Here is a 19,623-nt window from a genome sequence, read left to right on the forward strand (position 1 = left end):
TTCATTTTCTGAACTTAGTGTCAACCCACCTTCACAAACAGAAAACAGCTGCCTTGAACGCTCTGCTTACCTCCTCCCAGCGCCAGCTTGTGCGCGTCATCAGCGAGTCCGGCCCGCTCAGCCGGACCGAGATGGCGAACCTGCTAGGCCTCAGCAAAGCGGCAATGAGCGGCATTGCCCGCGACCTGATCGACCTCGGCGTGCTGCACGAGACGGAGACGGTCTACGGCCAGGGCCGCCCGTCGGTGCGGCTCGACCTGCATCCGGAATGCGCCTTCTTCGTCGGCATCTCGCTGCTCGAAGACCCGGCGCCGATGATCCTCAGCGATCTCAACGGCAAGATCATCGCCCGCCAGTCGATGCCGTTGTCGCGCGATCCGCATGTCATCGCCGAAGCGATCACCGAGGGCCTGCCGAGCCTTCTCGAAGCCCATCCGGACGCCCGGGAAAAACTCTCGGGCATCGGCGTCGCGCTGTCGGGCTTCGTCGATGAATCCCAGGCCAATTGCGTGCAGTCCACCCTGCTTGGCTGGCAGGACGTGCCACTCGCAAAGATCATCCGCGAACGCTCCGGCGTCGAAACCTTCATCGAGAACGACGCAAAGGCGGTCGCCGTCAGCGAAAAGCTGTTCGGCAGCGCCCGCGAAATCCAGAGTTTCAGCGTCGTCTCGCTCGGCGATGGCATCGGCTGTGCCCATTTCATCGACGGCAAACTCTATCGCGGCAATCACGGCGGCGCCGGCGAAATCGCCCATTGCACCATCGAGCCCGGCGGTTCCCCCTGTCGCTGCGGCAAGCGCGGCTGCCTCGACACCGTCTCCTCCATGAAGGCGATCAAGGAAATGTCGCGCGCCGAGGGGCTCGAATGCGTCTCGCTTTCCGACATCGAGAACGAGGCCTCGACCGGCAATGCCGCCGCGATCCGCATCCTGCACCGCGCCGGCTCCGCCCTGGGGCTGGCGATCGCCAACCTCATCCAGATCAACGACCCAGGCCTGATCCTGATCACCCATGTCGAAGGCTCGTTCGACGGCCTGTTCGGCACGGTGGTCAACCAGGCCATCGAAACCAACGTGCTGCCGCGTTACGCCGGCCAGACGCCGATCCGCATCAAGCGTGTCGATGGCGATGTCTGGGCGCGCGGTGCCGCCAGCATCGCAGCCCATAATTTCCTGATCGGCCCCAACTCCAACTGAGGTTTCCCATGCGTATCGCTGTCGGCGGCATCCATATCGAATGCAGCACCTACAATCCGGTTCTCAACGAGGAAAAGGATTTTCGCGTCGTGCGCGGCGAGGAGCTGACGGCAGCGCCCTATTTCGCCTTCCTCAAGGATTACGACGCCGAATTTCTGCCGACCATCCATTGCCGCGCCATTGCCGGCGGCCCGGTCTCCCGCTCCACCTACGAGCGCTTCAAGGCCGAATTCCTCGATCGCCTGAAGCCGTTGCTGCCGCTGGACGGTCTCTATCTGGCCATGCACGGCGCCATGTATGTTCAAGGCATGGAGGATGCCGAGGGCGACTGGATCACCGCCGCCCGCGACTTGGTCGGCCCGGACTGCACGGTTTCCGCCAGCTACGACCTGCATGGCAATGTCAGCCAGCGGATCATCGATGCGCTCGACATGTATTCCACCTACCGCACCGCGCCGCATATCGATGTGGAAGAAACCATGCGCCGCTCGGTAAAGATGCTGGTGGAAAGTCTGAAGACCGGCGTCAAGCCGGTCCTTCTCTGGGCACCGATCCCGGTCGTATTGCCCGGCGAGCGCACCTCGACGGTCGATGAGCCCGCGAAAAGCCTCTACGAGATGATGCCGGAAATCGATGCGATCGACGGCGTCTGGGATGCCTCGCTGATGGTCGGTTACGTCTGGGCCGACGAACCGCGCGCCACCGCCGCCGCGATCATGACCGGCACCAACCGCGCGGTCCTCGAGCGCGAGGCCAAGCGTGTCGCAAAAGCGTATTGGGATGCGCGCGAAAAATTCGTGTTCGGCTGCGAGACCAGTTCGATCCAGGAATGCGTCGACAAGGCCATCTCATCGAAGACGGCTCCGGTGGTGCTTGCCGAATCCGGCGACAACCCGACCGGCGGCGGCGTCGGTGATCGCGCCGAGGTGCTGGCCGACCTGATCGACAAGAAGGCGACCGGCGTTGTCTTCGCCGGCATTGCCGACAAGGCGGCAACCGAGGCCTGCTATGCCGCTGGCGTCGGCGCCGAGCTCGACCTTACGATCGGCGCCTCGCTGGATACGATCGGCAGCAAGCCGGTCCAGGCAAAAGTGAAGGTGCAGTTCCTCCACGAGACCACAGACCTTGCCGACCGGCAGGCGGTCGTGGCGATCGGCGGCATAGAACTGGTCCTCTCCGCCAAGCGCCGCCCCTACCACTACATCGCCGATTTCACCCGCCTCGGCCTCGATCCGAACGGCGCCAAGATCATCGTCGTGAAGTCGGGCTATCTCTCCCCGGAACTGGCGCCGATCGCCAATCCGAACCTGATGGCCCTGTCACCCGGCGTCGTCGACCAGTTCGTCGAACGCCTGGAACGCCATCACAAGCTCAGGCCGACCTATCCTTTCGACAAGGATTTTGCCTACGAACCGCAGGTGTTTGTTTCGGCGCGGTCGAAGTGAATTTGGCGTGATGTCTCCCGTTGCGTGAGGCGTATGCCGGCGCGTTAGCCCCTCACCCTAACCCTCTCCCCGCGCGCGGGGAGAGGGGACATGCCCCACGACACCGCTAGAGAGGAACGGAGAGGCCACGGCATATCTCCTTCGCCCCGCCTGCGGGGAGAAGGTGCCGGCAGGCGGATGAGGGGCAGTTTGAATCGGACGGGGACGCTTTCAGCATCCCCGAAAAATTTCTCACCGTCGTTCAGACACTTACCCGCTTTCCCTTCCCCGTCCGTCCCCGCGTCCCGCAACGACCCGCATAATCCTGCCGTCATCGGATGGGAAACCGGGTTCGCGAACCGGCCGCATCATCCGGCTCGCAAGGTCCGGTTTCCGGTGACGGTCGAGGAAGCGGCTTAAGGGGCCTGACAATCCCCGGAACCGCAAAACGGCCGGGGCAGGCGGAAAGCCTGAATACCCAATACTCCGAAATACCCCGCCTGCCCCACTCCCGCAGAACGCAACCGCCGGATTTTCATCCGCGCGGCCAAAAGTGCTGTCTGGAAAAGAGGTGGTGACGTCGACGGCCGTCTACTCCCCGGCGGTCGCAAACACCGCGCTGGCGTCGCTGACGATCGCCACATGCGAATAGGCGGCCTGCCCCGCCGCGACTGCGTCGGCGCGCATGATCGCCATGACGATCTGGTCGTGCTCCTCGTAGGATTTCGCAAGGCGTCCCGGCAGGCGGAACTGCGCCCGACGGAAAGGTGCGAGCCGCGCCCGCGTCTGGGTCACCATTTCGAAGACGTGGTCGTTATGGGCGCCGCGATAAAGCCTTGTATGGAATTCGGTATTGTGCGCCGCGTATTCCTCTTCCGCGCCTGAATGCACCAGCCGCATCGAGCCGCGGTGGTCGAGCTCCAGCGCCCGCCGTTCGTCCACCGTCATCCGTTCCGCCGAGAGCCGCGCGCAAATACCTTCGAGCTCGGCCATCGCCTCGAACATCGAGTGAAGATGGGTCTCGGTGACGTTGGTGACGACGGCGCTGCGGTTCGGCTCGCGGCCCACAAGCCCCATGGCGCCGAGTTCGCGCAGGGCCTCGCGCACCGGCGTGCGGGAAACCTCGAAACGCGACGCGAGCGAGATCTCGTCGAGCTTCTCGCCCGGCAGGAGAGCGCCCGTGACGATCATGTCGGCAATCGCCCGCACCATCTGTTCGACGGTGGTTCCGGTACGGATGACTTCTCTGCGCCTGGCCTGCTTCACGGGACGATTCTGTTTAAACCTCACAATTTGCATACAGATGCCGTTCTGGACTCCATAAGTCAAATAACGGCGCCAACGTCACGGTAACTTTCAGCTTTCCGATGTCGAAAAGGCATCACCGGCGATTGCCGTATTGCCCTTCCGGCGGATTGCTGAACAAATAATGACTATTGATTATTTCTTAAGCGAAAATGCGATGAATCTGTATGCACTTTTCATTGTAGAGTTTTCGGTGTGTAAAATTTCTGTTTAGTAACAATGGCTTGAGTTCTGGCACGCACATTGCATGCACTTTACTGTACCCGTTCGAAACCGGCCCAGAGCCGCAAGGAGCATGCCGATGACCAAACTCCTTCCCATGAACCGCCGCAATTTCCTCCAGGCTTCCGCCGCCGGCCTGGCTGCTGGTGCCGTCCCCGGCCTGATCGGCTCGCAGGTCATGGCGCAGACGGCGCTGACCGTCGGCTTCATCTATGTCGGCCCGAAGGACGACTATGGCTACAACCAGGCGCACGCCGAGGGCGCGGCCGTCATCAAGAAGATGCCGGGCATCACGCTGGTCGAAGAGGAAAACGTTCCGGAAACCGTCGATGTCCAGAAGACCATGGAGTCGATGATCAACCTCGACGGCGCCACCCTGCTGTTCCCGACCTCCTTCGGTTATTTCGACCCCCATATGCTGGCGATGGCCGCGAAATACCCAAAAGTGCAATTCCGCCATTGCGGCGGCCTCTGGACCGAGGGCAAGAACCCGATGAATACCGGCTCCTATTTCGGCTATATCGGCCAGGGCCAGTATCTGAACGGCATTGCCGCCGGTTATGCGTCGAAGAGCAAGAAGATCGGCTTCGTCGCCGCCAAGCCCATTCCGCAGGTGGTCCAGAACATCAATTCCTTCCTGCTCGGCGCCCGTTCGGTTGATCCGACGATCACCTGCCAGGTGATCTTCACCGGCGAATGGTCGCTCGCCGTCAAGGAAGCCGAGGCCACCAACGCGCTGGTCGACCAGGGCGCCGACGTCATCACCTGCCATGTGGACAGCCCGAAGGTTGTCGTCGAGACCGCCGCCCGCCGCGGCGCCTTCGTCTGCGGTTACCATGCCGACCAGAGCGCGCTCGCCAAGGACAAATACCTGACTGGTGCCGAATGGGCCTGGGGCAATGTCTATACCAACTTCATCAAGGCGGCCCAGAGCGGCGGCAAGCTCGGCAATTTCGTCCGCGGCGGCCTGAAGGACGGCTTCGTCAAGATGAGCCCGCTCGGACCCGCCGTTTCCGCCGAGGGTCGCAAGAAGTTCGAGGCGACGCTTGCCGAAATCATGACCGGCAAGTTCTCGGTCTTCAAGGGCCCGATCAAGGACAACAAGGGCAATGTTGTCGTCACCGCCGGCAAGTCGTTTGCCGAGGATGCGATCGAACTCGAGAGCATGGGTTACCTGGTCGAGGGCGTCGTCGGGTCCACGTCCTGATCTCGAGGTGGAGGAGAAGCGCGATGACCGTCGAAGCGAACGATCCGGGACTATCGATAGCAACGGGGAGCGGAGCTTCGCTGCGCCCCCTCCTCGAATGGCTGGCACGACGGGCGGAACCCGTGGCGATCGGGCTCGTGGCGATCCTGATCGGCCTGGCGCTTTTCTCCCTCTTCATCCTGGCGATCGGCAAGTCGCCGATCACCCTCTTCCAGCTCATGTACACGGGCGGTTTCGGAAGCTGGTTCTCGATCCAGAACAGCCTGTCCCGCGCCGCTCCTCTTCTGCTGACCGCACTCTGCGTCGCACTGCCGGCGCGGCTCGGCCTAGTCATCATCGGCGCGGAGGGCGCGGTCGTCCTCGGCGGCGTCGCGGCGGCGGCCAGCGCCATGCCCTTCGTCGGCATCGTGCCGCCGATCGTGCTCTTCGTCTTCATGGGCTTTGCCGCCATGGTCGTCGGCGGCATCTGGATCGGCTTTGCCGGTTTCCTGCGCCACTATCGCGGCGTCAACGAGACGATCTCCTCGCTGCTTCTGGCCTATATCGCGATTGCCCTGATGAACCAGTTCGTCGAAGGGCTGCTGCGTGACCCGGCCAGTCTGAACAAGCCCTCCACCAAACCCCTGCCAAAGGAATACATGCTCGGCCAGATCCCCGGCATGGACGTCCATTGGGGCCTCGTCATCGGCGTTGTCGCCTGCATCCTCTCCTGGGTACTGATCGAGATCACCAGCTTCGGCTTCGCCGCCCGCATCGCCGGCGGCAACGTCCGCGCCGCGCAGATCCAAGGCCTGCCTGTCGGCAAGCTGATCGTCGGCTTCACCGCGATTGCCGGCGGTTTCGCGGGTCTGGCGGGCATGATCGAGGTCGCGGCGGTTCAGGGCAGCGCCAACGCCTCGCTCGCCGCCGGTTACGGTTATACCGGCATCCTCGTCGCCTTCCTGGCACGCCACAATCCGCTGGCGATCATCCCGGTCGCCATCCTGCTCGGCGGCATCGCCGCGTCGGGCGGCCTGATCCAGCGGCGGATGGGCTTGCCCGATGCGACCGTGCTCGTGCTCCAGGGCACGCTGTTCATCGTCATCCTCTTCTGCGAGACCTTTTACGGCCGCTTCAAGATCTTCAATCCCGACCTCTGGAAAAGGAGCCTCTGATGGACGACACAGGTATCGGCCTCTGGGGCGTGCCGCTGGCGATCTTCGCAGGCGCCATCCGCGTCTCCACCCCCTTCATCTTCGTCTCGCTCGGGGAGACGATCACCGAGCGTTCCGGCCGCATCAATCTCGGGCTCGAAGGCACGCTCGTTTTCGGCGCTATGACCGCCTATGCGGTGGCTGTGATGACCGGTTCGCCGACCTTGGGCGTGCTGGCGGCGATGGCGACCGGCGCCATGTTCGGCACGATCCACGGCTGGATCTGCAAATGGCCCAAGGTCAACGATATCGCCATCGGCATTGCGATGATGCAGTTCGGCCTGGGCCTCGCCTTCTTCCTCGGAAAATCCTTCATCCAGCCGGTGGCGCCGAAACTGCCCTCCATCCCGCTCGGCAGCTGGTCGGCGGTGCCGCAGGTTCAGGCAGCGCTCAACATCAACGTGCTGTTCTTCATCGGCGCCGCACTCGCGCTGTTCCTGTGGTGGGCGTTCAAGAACACCCGCATCGGCCTCACCTTACGCGTCGTCGGCGACAGCACCGATGCGGCCCGCGCCATGGGCATCAGCCCAGACCGGGTGCGGCTTCTGGCGACTGCCGCCGGCGGATCGCTCGCAGCGATCGGCGGCGCCTACCTGTCGCTCTTTTATCCAGGCTCCTGGAACGAAGGCATTTCCTCCGGCCAGGGCCTGATGGCGGTGGCGCTGGTGATCTTCGCCCGCTGGAACCCTATCGGCTGCTTCCTCGCCGCGCTGCTCTTCGGCGGCGCCGGCGCTCTTGGCCCCGCCCTGCAGTCGGTCGGCGTCACGCAGGGCTATTACCTGTTCTACGCGGCACCCTACGTGCTCACCCTCATCATCCTGATCGCGACCTCGTCGCCCACCCGCTCGCTTGCCGGTGCGCCAGGCGCGTTGTCGCTGACGAAATAAGGGAGATCGGTCATGAATGGATTGGGCGGCCTCAACAAATCGGAGCACGGCGTCGGTATCGGCCTCGTCCAGCTCCAGCTTCCGGTGACTGTCACCAGGGCGGATCTCGCCCGGCAGACACAGGTGATCGTCGATCTCGTCGCCAAGGCCCGGCGCAACCAGCCTGGCATGGATCTCGTCGTCTTTCCCGAATACGCGCTGCACGGCCTTTCGATGGACATCAATCCGGAGATCATGTGCACGCTGGACGGCCCGGAAGTTGCAGCGTTCCGGAAGGCCTGCAAGGAAAACAGCATCTGGGGCTGCTTCTCGATCATGGAGCTCAACCCCGGCGGCATGCCCTACAATTCCGGCATCGTCATCGACGATAACGGCGACCTGAAGCTCTATTACCGCAAGATGCACCCCTGGGTGCCGGTCGAGCCCTGGGAGCCTGGCGATTTCGGCATTCCGGTCATCGACGGGCCGAAGGGCGCAAAACTCGCGCTGATTATCTGCCATGACGGCATGTTCCCGGAAATGGCCCGCGAATGCGCCTACAAGGGTGCCGAGATCATGATCCGCACCGCCGGTTACACCGCGCCGATCCGCGAAAGCTGGAAATTCACCAACCAGTCGAACGCCTTCTGCAACCTGATGGTGACGGCGAGCGTCTGCATGTGCGGCTCTGACGGCACGTTCGATTCGATGGGCGAAGGCATGGTCTGCAATTTCGACGGCACGATCATCGCCCACGGCATGTCCGGCCGCGTCAACGAGATCATCACCGCCGAAGTGCGCCCCGATCTGGTGCGCGAGGCGCGGCTCGGCTGGGGCGTCGAGAACAACATCTACCAGTTCGGCCATCGCGGTTACGTCGCGGTCGCAGGCGGAGCCGGCGATGCGCCCTACACCTACATGCACGATCTGATCGCCGGAAAATACAGGCTGCCCTGGGAGGACGCGGTGAAGGTCACCGACGGCACGTCCTGCGGCTTCGACAAACCCGTGCGGTCTTATGGCGAGACGTTCAAGCTGGCTGGCGAATAGGAGAGACAATGATGGACGCGATGGTTGAAACCAAAGGGCATTATATCGACGCCGATCCCTATGCCTGGCCCTATAACGGCGACCTGAGACCTCAGAACACCGCCCTCATCATCATCGACATGCAGACCGATTTCTGCGGCAAGGGCGGCTATGTCGACCACATGGGTTACGATTTAGCCCTGGTGCAGGCGCCGATCGAACCGATCAAACGCGTCCTCGCCGCCATGCGCGCAAAAGGCTACCACATCATCCATACCCGCGAAGGCCATCGCCCGGACCTCGCCGACCTGCCGGCCAACAAACGCTGGCGCTCGCAGCGCATCGGCGCGGGCATTGGCGATCCAGGTCCCTGCGGGCGCATCCTCACCCGCGGCGAACCCGGCTGGGACATCATCCCGGAACTCTATCCGATCGAAGGCGAAGTCATCATCGACAAGCCGGGCAAGGGCTCCTTCTGCGCCACCGACCTGGAACTCATCCTCAACCAGAAGCGCATCGAAAACATCGTGCTGACCGGCATCACCACCGATGTCTGCGTCTCGACGACGATGCGCGAGGCGAACGACCGCGGCTTCGAATGCCTGATGCTCGAGGATTGCTGCGGCGCCACCGACTACGGAAATCACCTCGCTGCCATCAAGATGGTCAAGATGCAGGGTGGCGTCTTCGGTGCCGTCTCCAATTCCGAAGCACTCGTGAAGGCCCTGCCCTGATGCCTTCGCTGCGTGCCCACGTCTATCGCATACCCGCCGACGGCCCGGACGATGTCGCCGGCGTCGAGGCGCTGTTTGCGGGCGGCCTTGCGGCGAAGAACGTCGTGGCGGTGCTCGGCAAGACCGAAGGCAACGGCTGCGTCAACGATTTCAGCCGTGGATATGCGACCCGCAGCTTCGAGGACCTGTTCCACAGGCATGGTGTCGATGGGGTTTTGACCGTCATGTCGGGTGGAACCGAAGGCGCGCTTTCGCCGCACTGGACGATCTTCACCCGCGAGACTGTGGAAGCGCCCGGCGAACGAGCGCTCGCAATCGGTGCCTCCCGCACGCCCGTTCTGCCCACCCATCATCTCGGACGCCGGCAACAGGTTCTGCTCGTCGCCGACGGGGTCAGGGCGGCAATGCGGGATGCCGGTATCGACGACCCGACGGATGTGCATTTCGTCCAGATCAAATGCCCGCTGCTGACGTCGCGCCGGATCTCCGAGGCGGAGGCCGCGGGCGCCACCGTCGCGACCCGCGACACGCTGAAGTCGATGGGCCTGTCGCGCGGCGCCTCCGCGCTCGGCGTCGCGGTGGCGCTCGGCGAGGTCGACGAAGCGGAAATCGCCGATGCCGATATCGGTATCCGTTTTGCCCTCTTCTCGAATTGTGCCTCGACATCGGCCGGTGTCGAACTGATCGACCACGAGATCATTGTCCTCGGCATGAGCTCCCGGTGGTCCGGCCCGTTCGCGATCGATCATGCGGTCATGGAAAACGCGATCGACGCACGTTCAGTCCGCCGGGCGCGTGAACGCTTGCCGGAAAACAGCCGCCTTGCAGCGGTTCTCGCCAAGGCCGAGCCGGACCCTTCCGGCAAGATCGGCGGCAAGCGCCATACGATGCTGGACGATTCCGACATTTCCGGCACGCGCCACGCCCGCGCTTTCGTCGGCGGCGTTCTCGCGGGCGTTTTCGGCATGACCGACCTCTACGTCTCGGGCGGCGCCGAGCATCAGGGACCACCCGGCGGCGGCCCCGTCGCTATTATCGTCGAAAAGGAGACTTGAAGTGAGCATCGTTCGCGATACCCCACTCCCGCAGGCCGGCAAGGCGGTCGGCATCGAAACGCTCGGCATGACCATGCGCTTCGGTTCCTTCACCGCGCTCGACAACGTCTCGATCAGCGTGCCCGCCGGTTCGTTCCATGCTCTGCTCGGCGAAAACGGCGCCGGCAAGTCGACGCTCGTCAAATGCATCATGGGCTTCTACCACGCGACTGCGGGCTCGCTCTCGGTCGACAGCCGTGAAGTCTCGGTCGCCTCGCCCAAGGATGCCGCGACCTACGGGCTCGGCATGGTCTACCAGCATTTCACGCTCGTCCCCTCGCTGACCGGCGCCGAAAACCTGGTGATCAGCCGCACCTCCGTGCCCTCGGTGATCAACTGGGCGAAGGAACGCAAGGACCTTGCCGCCTTCATGGAGCGCATGCCCTTCCAGATTCCGCTCGAACGGCCGGTGAGCGAACTGGCGGCCGGCGAGAAGCAGAAGCTGGAAATCGTCAAGCAGCTCTATCTCGGCCGTTCCTTCCTCGTGCTCGACGAACCGACTTCGGTGCTGACGCCGGCCGAAGCCGACGAAATGCTCGGCATCGTGCGCGGCATGACCGAGCGCGGCGAACTGACCGTGCTGATGATCAGCCACAAGTTCCACGAGGTGACGAAGTTTGCCGATGCGGTGTCGATCCTGCGCCGCGGCAAGCTGGTCGGCACCGGCAAGGTGAGTGAACTCTCCACCTCCGATATGGCGGGCATGATGATCGGCGACGTCAAGCTCGCCGAACTCGACAGCCGCCTGCCAGTGCCGGAAGCCGCGAAATCGGTGCTGAAGGTCGAACAGGTCAAGGCGCCGGACCGTTCCGGGCTGAAGACTATCGAGATCGACAATCTTTTTGTCCGTTCCGGCGAGATCGTCGGCATTGCCGGCATTTCCGGTAACGGCCAGAAGGAGCTGACCGAAATCCTCGCCGGCCAGCGCCCGACCGACCGAGGCACGGTGACCGTCAACGGCGAGGCCTATGGCGCGACCCGCCCAGAAACCCGCAGGAACAATGTCCGCTTCATCCCGGAAGAACCCCTCCAGAACGCCTGCGCGCCAAAAATGACGGTCAGCGAAAACCTTGCCTTCCGCACCTTCGACCTGAAGGGTGACGGCAAGGATGCGATCTGGCTGAACAAGGGCGAGATGAAGAAGCGCGCCTCCGCGCTGATCTCGGATTTCAAGGTGAAGACCGCCTCCTCGTCGTCACCGATCGCCGCCCTGTCCGGCGGCAACGTGCAGCGCGCGGTGCTGGCCCGCGAACTGACCGGCGACGTCGATCTGCTGATCGTCTCCAACCCATGCTTCGGCCTGGATTTCTCAGCAGTCGCCGAAATCCGCGCCCGCATCATGCGGGCCCGCAACTCAGGCACCGCCGTGCTGCTGCTCTCGGAAGACCTCGACGAACTGCTGGAAATGTCCGACCGCATCATGGTCATTTCGGAAGGCAAGCTGGTCTACGAAACCCCGATCCGCGCCGCCGATATCGGCGTCATCGGCGCCCATATGGCGGGGCATCACTGATGGCCGAGGGGATAATCGAGATCAAGGCAGAACCCTTCGCCTTCCCGGCGAAACCGGAAACGCTGGCGCTTATCGTCATCGACATGCAGCGCGACTTCGCCGAGCCTGGCGGTTTTGGCGCCAGCCTCGGCAACGATGTCGGCCGCATCACCAAAATCGTGCCGGACGTCAAACGCCTCATCCAGGGGTTTCGCGATGCCGGCCTGCCGGTCATTCACACGATGGAATGCCACAAGCCGGACCTTTCCGACCTGCCGCCCGCCAAGCGCGACCGCGGCAATCCAACGCTCCGGATCGGCGATCTCGGCCCGATGGGTCGGGTTCTGATTTCAGGCGAACCGGGCACGGCGATCATTTCCGAACTTGCGCCGATCGATGGCGAGTTGGTGATCGAAAAGCCCGGCAAGGGCGCCTTCTACGCCACCGAGCTTGGCGACGTGCTGAAGGCGAAAGGCATCAGCCAGCTCGTCTTTGCCGGTGTGACGACGGAAGTCTGCGTCCAGACGACGATGCGCGAGGCGAACGACCGCGGCTACGAATGCCTGCTCGCCGAAGAGGCGACCGAGAGCTATTTTCCCGAGTTCAAGGCCGCCGCCATCGCCATGATCCGCGCCCAGGGCGCGATCGTCGGCTGGACCGCTCATGTGGACGACATTTTGGACGGGATCGCGCCAAAGGGGATGACCAATGCCTGAATCAACCCGCGAACTTCTGACGCTAGGTGGATGGAAAGACTTGGAATTCGAGCCCTTCCGCGACGAGGTCACGATCCACTGGATCCGCCCCTTTGATGGCGACCAGCCGGGCGTGGCGCTGTTGAAATACGAGGCCGGCGCCGGGGTTCCCCGCCATCGCCATGAAGGCCTCGAAACCATCCTGGTGCTCGAGGGCGTGCAATCCGACGAGGCCGGCGACTACGGCCGCGGCAGCTATATCGTCAATGCGCCCGGCACCGAACACTCCGTCTGGAGCGATACCGGCTGCGTCGTGCTGATCCAGTGGGACCGGCCGGTGACAATACTGGAAGAGGAAATGGCATGAGCTTGCCGGAACAGACGCCCGCCTTCGACATCGCCTCGCTTCACGCATTCTACCAGGATGGCGGCAGTGTCGCGCAGATCGTCGAAGCGGTTTTCGCGCGGATCGCCGAGGTCGATGATCCCGGCATCTTCATTCACCTGGCCGACAGGGAGACGGTGCTGGCGGAAGCCGCAAACCTTGGCGCCTTTGATCCGGCGAAACCGCTCTTCGGCATTCCCTTCGCGGTGAAGGACAATATCGACGTCGCCGGCATGCCGACCACCGCCGCCTGCCCGGACTATGCCTACATGCCCGAGAAGGACGCGACCGTGGTCGGCCTGCTCAAGGCAGCCGGGGCGATCGTCATCGGCAAGACCAATCTCGACCAGTTCGCGACCGGTCTGGTCGGTGTCCGTTCGCCCTACCCGATCCCCAAAAATGCCATCGACGCGAGGCTCGTGCCGGGCGGCTCATCTTCCGGGTCGGCGGTCGCGACCGCACAAGGCATTGTCAGCTTCGCGCTCGGAACCGATACCGCCGGTTCCGGCCGCATCCCGGCCGGGCTGAATAACATTGTCGGGCTGAAGCCGAGCGTCGGCGCGCTGTCGACTACAGGCGTCATTCCCGCCTGCCGCACGCTCGACTGCGTCTCGATCTTCGCGCTGACCGCGGACGACGCTTGGAAGGTCTTCTCCGTCGCCGCGAAATACGATGAAACGGACGCCTATTCGAAAGTGGTTCCGGCAACCGGCTTCGGCTCGGCAGCGCCGGTGCTGACGATTGGCGTGCCCGCCAGGGCAGACCTGCAATTCTTCGGCGATACGGTCATGGAGGCGGCTTATGGCGATGCCGTATCGATGCTCGCAAGGCTCGGACATCGCATCATCGAGGTGCCGTTCGGCGATTTCTACAGGGTCGCCAATCTGCTCTACGAAGGCGCCTGGGTGGCCGAGCGTTATGCCGCGGTAAAGCCGTTCTTCGACACGAAGGAAGAGAGTTTCCACCCGGTGACGCGAAAAATCTACGGCGGCGCCAAATCGCTCTCCGCGGCCGACGCCTTCAAGGGTCTATATGCACTGCAGGCCCTGAAGAAGACGCTGGCGCCTCTGATCGCATCCGTCGATCTCTTCTGCGTGCCGACCGCGCCGACCCACTACACCCGTGCCGACCTGGATGCCGAGCCGATCCGGGAAAACTCGCGGCTCGGCACCTATACGAATTTCGTCAATCTGCTCGACATGTGCGGCATCGCCGTGCCGACCGGCACCCGTGCCGACGGCCTGCCGGCAAGTGTCACGCTGCTTGCCCCTTTCGGCCGCGACGGTCTCACCGCGTCCGTCGCCCGCGACCTTCACCAGGCGAGCGGCCTTTCGCTCGGCGCCACCGGCTGGCCGCTTCCGGCGCCATCCGAAACGTTTGTCGCAATCGCCAGCGACGACCTGATCGACGTCATCGTGGTCGGTGCGCACCTATCCGGCATGCCGCTCAACCATCAGCTTACCGATCTCGACGGCACCTTCTCCCGGGTCGCGAAAACCTCCGCCGCCTACAGGCTTTATGCGCTGGCCGGCACGGTGCCGCCGAAACCCGGCATGGTCCGCGTCGCCGAAGGCGAAGGCGGCGAGATCGAGGTCGAGGTCTGGAAACTGACGCCGGCGGGCTTCGGCCTGTTCGTCGCCGCGATCCCTCCCCCGCTCGGCATCGGCACCGTCACGTTGTCGGACGGCACTTCGGCCAAGGGGTTTCTGGCCGAACCGTTCGCGCTTCAGGGCGCGCTCGACATCACCGCCTATGGCGGCTGGCGGGCCTACCTCAAGGAGTTCGCGTCGCTGCCGCGGGTCGGCAACGTCGGCTGATCACACGGGACGCAGATCCGGAAAAGATGCGCATGTGCGGGAACGCCTTCACGCGCCGCCCGTTCGACTGCTGCGCCAATCAGGCGCTGGAGGAGAAATCATGGGTATCGAACAGGCTCCGACCGAAAAGGGTCGGGAATCCGCACGCGGTCTGAAGCAGAGCACCCGCAAGGAAGAAAAGAAGGTCGAAGCTCAGAAGGGATCGGACCTCGCCAAGGGCGCCGACCGTTTCGAGGAAAGGTCGAAGAGCTCGGACGGCAAGAGCGCCGGTACCAAGCAGAAGTAGAGCGCAAACCGCCCTGCCCTTTACATCGACCAGGTCTCGCTGATGCGGCGGATGCATTGCAGCAGATTGACCGTCGGCGGCGTCATCAGGCCCTTCTTGCGGCGGTAGACGCGGAACGTCCGCTGCCAGTCGAGCTCGGGCACGTTGACGCGTGCCATGTCGCCCCGTTCCACCTCCTCGCGCACCAGGGGCAGCGGCATCCAGCAGAACATCGCTTCCGAGAGAACAGCGGCTTTCAGAACCGGCACCGAGCGGGAGACGATCGACGGCGCGTTCGGCTCCAGCGCATTGTCATGGAACCGCCGCTGCCACTCCCTGACGGTCGGTGTGCCTGGTGGAGGCATGGCCCAGTCGAAGCCCGCCGCCTCGGCAAGCGCTACATGCTCTCGGCTGATGATCGGATGATCGGACCTTGCAAAAACCGACACCGTGTCGTGCATGATATCAGGCGTCGCCATGATGATATCGTCGTCCAGATAGGGCTCCGGCGAAATCGCGATATCGATCGTTCCGCCCTTCAGCCCTTCCAGCACCCGGTCCTCCAGATCCTCGATGACCTGGTACTGCACTTCCGGATGCTGTTTGCGCATCTCGCCGATCACGGCGATGATGAAGCCGCCGACGACGCTGGCGACCCCGCCGATCCGAACCACACCGCGGCTGGCACCCCGCATTTGCTGGATCACGTCGCTCGCGTTGCCGATCTCGGAAACGACCAGCTTGGCATAGGGAAGCAGCGCATCGCCGAACACCGTCGGCACCACACCGCGAGTGGTGCGCTCGAAGAGGGGAACGCCGTAGCTGTCCTCCAGCCGCTTCAGCATGCGGGTGATCGCGGGCTGCGTCATGTTCAAAGCGGTCGCCGCCGCGCCGAGGCTGCCGCGCCGCGCGCATTCCAGAACGATTTGGGCCGATCGCACATCCAAAGTCATGCCTTGATGTAATGGATTATTGGAAATTCTTCAATTCCAAGAGAGGGCGCTATCTGCGACACTTCCCACGACAAGATATGCGCTCAGGGTGGGAACCCTGAAGGCCGGGAGGAGGCCTCGAAGCTATGAACAAGATGTCGCTGGATTTCCTGTCCGGCAGCACGAAGCTGCGTGGACAGACGGTAAGCGAAGCGGTTTTCGACTTTCTGAGGCAGAAGGGCATCGACCGCATCTTCGGCAATCCGGGCTCGACCGAACTGCCGATGTTCGTCAACGTGCCGGACGATTTTTCCTATGTGCTCGGCCTGCAGGAATCGATCGTCGTCGCCATGGCAGACGCCTATGCGCAGACGACCCGCAAGCCGGCCTTCGTCAACCTGCATTCGGCCGCCGGCCTCGGCCACGCGCTCGGCAATATCTACACGGCCTACCGAAACCGCGCGCCGCTGATCATCACCACCGGCCAGCAGAGCCGCGAACTGCTGCCCCACGACCCGTTCCTGTTCGCCGAAAGCCCGACCGAGTTTCCGAAGCCCTATGTGAAATGGGCCTGCGAACCGGCCCGCGCCGAAGACGTGCCGGCAGCGATCGCCCGCGCCTACTATATGGCGATGCAGGCGCCACGCGGCCCGGTCATGGTGTCGGTTCCGTTGAGCGACTGGCAGGTGCAGGCGGCCCCGATCGCCATCCGCGACGTGGAAACGGTGATCAGCGCCCCCGCCTCGGCAATCGACGATCTCGCCCACCGGCTGAACGACGCCCGCGAGCCGGTGCTGGTCGTTGGCCCCGGTGTCGACCTCGACAACGCCTGGGATGCCACGGTGCGGCTGGCGGAAATCCTGCAGGCAAAAGTCTGGGTGAGCCCGCTTTCGTCCCGCTGCAGTTTTCCGGAACGCCATCCGCTGTTTGCCGGTTTCCTGCCGGCCTTCCAGCCGAAGCTCGCGAACTGCCTGCATGGCGCAGACCTCGTTCTGGTGCTCGGCGCGCCGGCCTTCACCTACCATTTCGCCGGCTCCGGCCCGGATATCCCGGCGGGCGCCGAACTCTGGCTGATCACCGACGATCCAGCTCAGGCGGCGAGCGCCATCGTCGGCAACGCCATGGTCTCCAACCTGCGCGCTGCCACCGAAAGCCTCGTCTACCGCCTGCGCTGCCGTGCGCCGCGTACCGGCGGCCCGGCTAGGACAATTCCGCGCCTGAAAACGCCGAAGGGCATCACCCAGGAATTCTTCTACCAGACGCTCGCCGACGTCCGCTCGCCTGATAGCATCGTCTTCGAGGAAGCCCCAAGCGGCCGTGACGCGCTGCACGACTTCTTGCCCATCGAACGGCCCGGCGGCTTTTTCGCGACAGCCAGCGGCGGGCTCGGGTATGCCCTGCCCGGCTCGGTCGGCGCCGCCCTGACCAGGCCGGAACAGCCGGTCATCGCCGTCATCGGCGACGGATCGAGCCTCTATTCCATCCAGTCGATCTGGTCTGCCGTCGAATACGATGCCGATCTGATGATCGTCATCCTCAACAACGGCGGCTACAAGGTGCTGAAGGCGATTGCCGAGCGGAGCGGCTCCGGCGGCATCGACGGCGTCGATATCGGCCACATGGATTTCGTGCAAATCGCCGAGGCGCAGGGCTGCAAGGCCGTTCGCTGCGAAAAGGGCGACGAACTGTCGTCATGCCTGCGGGACCTTCTCAAGATGAAGGGGCCGCGGCTTTTGGAAATCATTCTATCCGAGGAGGAGACTGAAATGAATGTCGCGGTCAGAAACGAACAGGTCCTGAAAACCCCCGAAAAGTTCTTCATCGGCGGTGAATGGGTTGCCCCGCTCGGCACCAACAAGCTCGACGTCATCTCGCCAGTGACCGAAGAAGTGCTGATGAGCTATCCCGAAGCCAGCAACGCCGATATCGACAAGGCCGTTGCCGCCGCCCGCGACGCCTTCGACAATGGCCCCTGGCCGCGCATGACATTCAAGGAACGCGCCGGTTACCTGCGCAAGGTCGCCGACCTACTGACCGCCCGCCTCGACGAGATCGCCAATGCCTGGACCACCCAGGTCGGTGCGCCGATCTTCCTGACCAAGAAGCTCGTCGGCCAGAACCCCGGCCTCTACAACTATTATGCAGGCCTGATCGAGAACGACGAGTTCGTCGATCAGCGCAAGCGCGCCGATGGCGGCGAAGTCCGTGTCGTGCGCGAGCCGGTTGGCGTCTGCGCCGCGATCACCCCGTGGAATGCGCCGATGGTACTGCTGAACTACAAGGTCTCGGCAGCGCTTGCCGCCGGCTGCACGATTGTCGCCAAGCCCTCGCCGGAAACCCCGCTGGACGCCTATCTTCTGGCCGAATGCATCGAAAAGGCCGGGCTGCCCAAAGGCGTTTTCAACCTCGTTCCGGCCGGCCGCGAAGGCGGCGACTACCTCGTCCGCCACACGGGCATCGACAAGGTGTCGTTCACCGGCTCGACCATTGCCGGCAAGACCATCGCCGCCGCCTGCGCCGACCGCCTCGCACGCGTCAGCCTCGAACTCGGCGGCAAGTCCGCCGCCGTGCTTCTCGACGACGCCGACTTCACCAAGGCCCTGCCGGCGCTGATGGTCTATTCCATGCCGATCACCGGCCAGGTCTGCTTCTCGCTGACCCGCATCCTGGTGCCGGAATCCCGCAAACAGGAATTCATCGACCTCTATGTCGGCGCGGTGAAGAACATCAAGGTCGGCGACCCGGCCGATCCGACCACCCAGATGGGGCCGCTCACCATGGCCCGCCAGCTTGCCCGCGTCGAAGGTTACATTGCTGCCGGCCGTGCAGGCGGTGCGACGGTTGCCTGCGGCGGCGGGCGCCCGAAGGGCCTCGACCGCGGTTACTTCATCGAACCGACCGTCTTCACCGACGTGACGATGGACATGAAGATCGCTCAGGAAGAAATCTTCGGCCCGGTCGTCTCCATCATCAGCTACAAGGACGATGACGAAGCGGCAAAGATCGCCAATGACACGACATACGGCCTGTCCGGCGCGGTCTTCAGCTCCGATCCGGAGCGTGGTTATGCCTTTGCCCGCCGCATGCGGACCGGCAGCGTGACGGTCAACGGCATGATCGTCGACATCCACCACCCGTTCGGCGGGTTCAAGCAGTCCGGCATCGGCCGCGAGGGTGGTCCCGAAGGCCTCGAAAACTACTTCGAGGTCAAGACGATCCACATGGCCTGAGACCATAGAGTCCAAACAGAAAGGCCGCCGGGTTCATGATCCGGCGGCCTTCTTGTTTCGAAATGTCTGGTGGATCAGAGCACTTCGAAAACGCCGATCCTGACGGCATTTGCCAAACGCTCGCCGGTGCCGATGAACATGGTGTGGTTGAGCCAGGTGTATCTCGGATCACCGGTCTGCAGGCGCGGGCTCGTGCGCATATAATAGAGCGCCGGATCGACCGTCTCGCCCGCCGCCAGCCTTGCCAGCACGTCCGGCGGCCCGTGCCGGAAACCGAAATTGCGGATGTCGATCATCGCCCCGTCATGGGTCTCGATCACGTAACGGGTGTCGAGTTCCGCGTAACCGGCATCGTAGACGCTCTGCCAGTCCGCGCCGAGATTGAGGACACGCCCGGAAAGGCGCTCCCCTTCGACCACGCCGCCGATGATCGGGATGATCCGCCAGCGGCCGCCCGGGCCGCCGCCCTTCTCGATCGGCGTGCCGAGTTCGGCGCGGATTTCGCAAAGCTGTCTGAGGCTTGGTGCCATCATGTGC

Annotated in this window: 17 protein-coding genes; 14 read left to right on the forward strand and 3 right to left on the reverse strand. The window is 63.6% G+C overall.

Annotated features, from left to right (window positions below):
• Positions 1-53 precede the first annotated feature (53 nt).
• Together ACSQ3G_RS10845 and ACSQ3G_RS10850 are read left to right on the forward strand one after the other, a co-directional pair.
• A complete protein-coding gene (locus ACSQ3G_RS10845) occupies positions 54-1,196 on the forward strand; it encodes an ROK family protein (protein WP_436110031.1) in 1,143 nt (380 codons plus the stop codon).
• Positions 1,197-1,204: 8 nt separating this feature from the next.
• Positions 1,205-2,641: a M81 family metallopeptidase gene (locus tag ACSQ3G_RS10850; protein WP_436110032.1), complete on the forward strand. Its 1,437-nt coding sequence runs from the start codon at positions 1,205-1,207 to the stop codon at positions 2,639-2,641.
• Positions 2,642-3,211: 570 nt separating this feature from the next.
• Here ACSQ3G_RS10850 and ACSQ3G_RS10855 read toward each other — a convergent pair.
• The gene (locus tag ACSQ3G_RS10855; RefSeq protein ID WP_105400728.1) at positions 3,212-3,886 is read right to left on the reverse strand and encodes a GntR family transcriptional regulator; all 675 of its coding nucleotides are present in this window, start codon (positions 3,884-3,886) and stop codon (positions 3,212-3,214) included.
• Between the two features lie 340 nt (positions 3,887-4,226).
• Here ACSQ3G_RS10855 and ACSQ3G_RS10860 point away from each other — a divergent pair, with 340 nt between their 5' ends.
• From ACSQ3G_RS10860 to ACSQ3G_RS10910, 11 genes are all read left to right on the forward strand, one after another.
• A complete protein-coding gene (locus ACSQ3G_RS10860) occupies positions 4,227-5,354 on the forward strand; it encodes a BMP family ABC transporter substrate-binding protein (protein WP_436110033.1) in 1,128 nt (375 codons plus the stop codon).
• 23 nt (positions 5,355-5,377) lie between these two features.
• Positions 5,378-6,508: an ABC transporter permease gene (locus ACSQ3G_RS10865; RefSeq protein ID WP_436110034.1), complete on the forward strand. Its 1,131-nt coding sequence runs from the start codon at positions 5,378-5,380 to the stop codon at positions 6,506-6,508.
• Entirely contained in the window at positions 6,508-7,434 is a 927-nt protein-coding gene (locus ACSQ3G_RS10870; RefSeq protein ID WP_436110035.1) for an ABC transporter permease, read from the forward strand. The genes ACSQ3G_RS10865 and ACSQ3G_RS10870 overlap by 1 nt, the downstream gene beginning before the upstream one ends.
• Before the next feature lie 12 nt (positions 7,435-7,446).
• Positions 7,447-8,463, forward strand: coding sequence for a formamidase (locus ACSQ3G_RS10875; protein ID WP_436110036.1), 1,017 nt, complete (start codon positions 7,447-7,449; stop codon positions 8,461-8,463).
• Positions 8,464-8,474: 11 nt separating this feature from the next.
• Positions 8,475-9,176 carry a biuret amidohydrolase gene (gene biuH, locus ACSQ3G_RS10880; protein ID WP_436111703.1) on the forward strand — a complete coding sequence of 234 codons (702 nt, stop codon included), beginning with the start codon at positions 8,475-8,477 and terminating at the stop codon, positions 9,174-9,176.
• Positions 9,176-10,231 carry a cyanuric acid amidohydrolase gene (gene atzD / locus ACSQ3G_RS10885; RefSeq protein ID WP_436110037.1) on the forward strand — a complete coding sequence of 352 codons (1,056 nt, stop codon included), beginning with the start codon at positions 9,176-9,178 and terminating at the stop codon, positions 10,229-10,231. Before biuH ends, atzD begins: the two co-directional genes overlap by 1 nt.
• A gap of 1 nt (position 10,232) precedes the next feature.
• The gene (locus tag ACSQ3G_RS10890; protein ID WP_436110038.1) at positions 10,233-11,783 is read left to right on the forward strand and encodes an ABC transporter ATP-binding protein; all 1,551 of its coding nucleotides are present in this window, start codon (positions 10,233-10,235) and stop codon (positions 11,781-11,783) included.
• A gap of 11 nt (positions 11,784-11,794) precedes the next feature.
• Positions 11,795-12,478 carry a cysteine hydrolase family protein gene (locus tag ACSQ3G_RS10895; protein WP_436111704.1) on the forward strand — a complete coding sequence of 228 codons (684 nt, stop codon included), beginning with the start codon at positions 11,795-11,797 and terminating at the stop codon, positions 12,476-12,478.
• Positions 12,471-12,824, forward strand: coding sequence for a cupin domain-containing protein (locus ACSQ3G_RS10900; RefSeq protein ID WP_436110039.1), 354 nt, complete (start codon positions 12,471-12,473; stop codon positions 12,822-12,824). The genes ACSQ3G_RS10895 and ACSQ3G_RS10900 overlap by 8 nt, the downstream gene beginning before the upstream one ends.
• Positions 12,821-14,659 carry an allophanate hydrolase gene (gene atzF, locus ACSQ3G_RS10905; RefSeq protein ID WP_436110040.1) on the forward strand — a complete coding sequence of 613 codons (1,839 nt, stop codon included), beginning with the start codon at positions 12,821-12,823 and terminating at the stop codon, positions 14,657-14,659. The genes ACSQ3G_RS10900 and atzF overlap by 4 nt, the downstream gene beginning before the upstream one ends.
• Positions 14,660-14,759: 100 nt before the next feature.
• The gene (locus tag ACSQ3G_RS10910; RefSeq protein ID WP_436110041.1) at positions 14,760-14,945 is read left to right on the forward strand and encodes a hypothetical protein; all 186 of its coding nucleotides are present in this window, start codon (positions 14,760-14,762) and stop codon (positions 14,943-14,945) included.
• 20 nt (positions 14,946-14,965) lie between these two features.
• Here the strand turns inward: ACSQ3G_RS10910 and ACSQ3G_RS10915 are convergent, their stop codons facing one another.
• Positions 14,966-15,865 carry a LysR family transcriptional regulator gene (locus tag ACSQ3G_RS10915; protein ID WP_436110042.1) on the reverse strand — a complete coding sequence of 300 codons (900 nt, stop codon included), beginning with the start codon at positions 15,863-15,865 and terminating at the stop codon, positions 14,966-14,968.
• A gap of 137 nt (positions 15,866-16,002) precedes the next feature.
• Between ACSQ3G_RS10915 and mdlC the strand changes: the two genes are divergently transcribed.
• Positions 16,003-19,086 carry a benzoylformate decarboxylase gene (gene mdlC, locus ACSQ3G_RS10920; RefSeq protein ID WP_436110043.1) on the forward strand — a complete coding sequence of 1,028 codons (3,084 nt, stop codon included), beginning with the start codon at positions 16,003-16,005 and terminating at the stop codon, positions 19,084-19,086.
• 74 nt (positions 19,087-19,160) lie between these two features.
• Here the strand turns inward: mdlC and ACSQ3G_RS10925 are convergent, their stop codons facing one another.
• Positions 19,161-19,619 carry a DUF3237 domain-containing protein gene (locus ACSQ3G_RS10925; protein WP_105415538.1) on the reverse strand — a complete coding sequence of 153 codons (459 nt, stop codon included), beginning with the start codon at positions 19,617-19,619 and terminating at the stop codon, positions 19,161-19,163.
• Positions 19,620-19,623 lie beyond the last annotated feature (4 nt).

It is taken from the genome of Neorhizobium tomejilense, from assembly GCF_964254135.1.
In the GTDB taxonomy this organism is placed as follows: Bacteria; Pseudomonadota; Alphaproteobacteria; order Rhizobiales; family Rhizobiaceae; genus Neorhizobium; species Neorhizobium tomejilense.